Source organism: Hydrogenivirga sp. 128-5-R1-1 (assembly GCF_000171895.1).
Genome location: NZ_ABHJ01000176.1, coordinates 1 through 2096 on the forward strand (window position 1 = coordinate 1; position 2096 = coordinate 2096).

The following is a 2096-nucleotide window of genomic DNA, read 5'->3' on the forward strand; positions in this document are numbered from 1 at the left end:
TGTATTTACTACCACATCACCGATTCTATCATCTGGACCACCTTTTTCTAAGAGTACTTTTTTATGCCAGCACTGCATACCTGAAAGTGGGTCAGGGTTTGGAGGGAATACTGCGTTCTGCCATACACCGGTAGTTGCTTTCCACCAAACTTCTTTAATATCCTCGTTAAATTTAGGATAAGGCCATTTTAACCATTTCTCACTGTGTTTAATCTCAATATCTCTTGGAAGAGCTCCTTCTTTTACTCTCATGCTCCAGGTATTTCCATTTCTGTTTATTTCTACTCTTGAAGAACCAAATGTCATTACACCTAAAGGCTGGTTAAATCCATCAACATTTACAAAGTTTCTAACTCTCCATCTACCTTGATGGTGAGAACATGCAACAACACCCGGTCTTATAGCCTGTGTAGGCATAGCCATACCAACAAAGTATCCTGTTTCTATACCTGTTAGTGTATCAATAACTCTTAATTTAACAGGTTCACCTCTCTTAATGCCGAGTCTTTTAGCATCACTTTCATGTATCCATACAGGGTTGTGGTTTTGAGAAATTTCCATAAGCCATTTAGCGTTTACAGAACGGGTGTGAATGTTGTAAACAAGTCTGAATATTGGGTTTAGAACAAATGCATTTTCTTCATTCATGTAAGAGTGGTGAACGTGAGATAAGATATGTATCCATTTCTTTCTTTGTTCATCAGTTCTTGGATAAATAGGAATAGCATATTCAGGCCAGCCAAATTCTACAAGGGTTTTTGAGTAGTACTCAAGGTGTCCTGTAGCAGTATGGAAACCTTTTAAGAATTTACCATCTTTTTTAACTGCAAGTATGTGTCTTTCAGAGTGATATTTTTTAGCGTTGTGGTGTTTTAAGAATACAGCTCCATTTTCATCAATTTCACATTCAGAAAGAGGTATCCATTTTCCTTTTACTTTTATTGCTTTCTTAACAGGGTCATAAGGAACTTCCCTTTCCATCACGTTGTAAACGTTAGTTTCCTCTGTCCAAGCACCTCTATCTCTCATGTATTCATAAGGGGTAATTCCCATCTTTTCACATATTTTCTTGAGGCCTGGTATTGTAGAGAAACATGCATTGTACCATTCTTCAACTGTAACAGGTTGTCCTGGATTTTTCTTAGACTCCCAGTACTGTCTTATACCAAGTGAGCCGTCTGGGTCTATAGCCCATGCAAGATTAATCCAGAATTCATCATCTTCCCATACTTCACCAAGTCCAACTTTTTTGTGAGCTTCAAGTGTAGCTCTTGCAGGATTTTCAGGTTTCCATCCCATTTTTTGAAGTGCAACCCTTAATACAGGCTGTCTGAATGCAGTCCATCTTTCTGGTTTTGTTTCAGCAGTCTGGTTGTCGTGTCTTTCACCTGCAAGACCAACAGGAAGTATGTAATCAACATGCCAGCTTGTTTCTGACCATGTTGGAGATAAATGAACTGTCAATCCAAATTTATTTTCATCTGTCAAAGTTTCTATCCATCTGAACCCATCTGGGTTAGTCCATACAGGGTTGTACATTCTTCCTATCCACACTTCTATTTTATCAGGTATTTTAAGTCCTCTTTTCTCCCATTTTTTTCTCCATTCATCATCAGAAAGTAAGTGTGGAAGGATTATACTTAACTCATAAGCTGCAATAGGCCATTCTGGCGGCCAGAGCAGTTCACTCCAGGCATCTACAGGTTTAGGTTTGTCTTTTAATGTAGACGCTCCACCATTGTTTCCAACTCCAAGTGAATGCCAGTGGTGCCATCCTGTTCCACCAACTCCGCCAATAGAACCTGTTAAAGCAAGTAAGAAGTTTCCTGTTCTACCTGCATGCATCCAACCACCACGGTTTCCTGCAGCCTGGGCTCTCCAGAAGTAAGAAGTAATTCTATCTCCAGCCCAAAGTATTAATTCGTAAAGTTTTTCAAGTCTGTCTATAGGTACTTTAGTTTCTTCTGCTGCCCATTCAAAAGTATATGGAGCATAGATTTCTTTTAAAACAGAAATAAAGTCATCAAAAGTTTCACCTTCAGGAACTTTTGATATTAGACCTTCCTTTTTAAGATAGTTTAGATATTCTTTATCTT

The 2096-nt window shown here is 38.5% G+C and carries 1 protein-coding gene; it reads right to left on the reverse strand.

Annotated elements, in window-relative coordinates:
* Positions 1–2096, reverse strand: a 2096-nt coding sequence (locus HG1285_RS03690) for a molybdopterin dinucleotide binding domain-containing protein (RefSeq protein WP_008288816.1), incomplete at both ends; no start/stop codon positions are given.